Origin of the sequence: Streptomyces sp. 35G-GA-8 (assembly GCF_023534745.1) — a bacterium.
Classification (GTDB): Bacteria; Actinomycetota; Actinomycetes; order Streptomycetales; family Streptomycetaceae; genus Streptomyces.
Map to the genome: position 1 here is coordinate 1 of NZ_JAMHJQ010000063.1, position 507 is coordinate 507.

Genomic DNA, 507 nt, shown 5'->3' on the forward strand with positions numbered 1-507 from the left:
CTAAGGGCTGTCCCGTAAATGATCTCCGGGTCGCCTCAGGCATGGCGGGCTGCCGTACGGCCCGCTGGCCTATCCGGCGAGGGCGAGGTTATGCATCCGCGCGATTCCGAGCATGGCGTGGTGGACGCCGTCGCCTTTGAGGCGGCAGTCGCGGAGGATCTTCCAGGTCTTCATGCGGGCGAAGACGTGCTCGACGCGGGCTCGGACCTGCTTGTGGGACTTGTTGTGTTCCTCTTTCCAGTCCGGGAGTTCGGTCTGGCCGCGTTCGCGACGGTGCGGGATGACGAGTCCGGTGCCCGGGTAGCCGCCGTCGGCGATCGTTAGGGTCTTGCCGACAGCGGCCTTGGCGCCGGATTCCTCCCATGCCTTGCAGTCGTTGCGGTTTCCGGCGAGCGGCCGGCCGACCACGACGACCAGGCGGGTGTCGGCGTCGATGACGACCTGGTGGTTGGTGGAGTACCGGTAGTTCTTCGACTGTGCGGCGATGGCGTGGTCGCGGGTGGGGAC

The 507-nt window shown here is 67.1% G+C and carries 1 protein-coding gene; it reads right to left on the reverse strand.

Features of this window, described 5'->3' with window-relative positions:
• Positions 1-69 precede the first annotated feature (69 nt).
• The coding region (locus tag M1203_RS38535) for a transposase (protein WP_249954523.1) at positions 70-507 on the reverse strand (438 nt) is incomplete at its 5' end.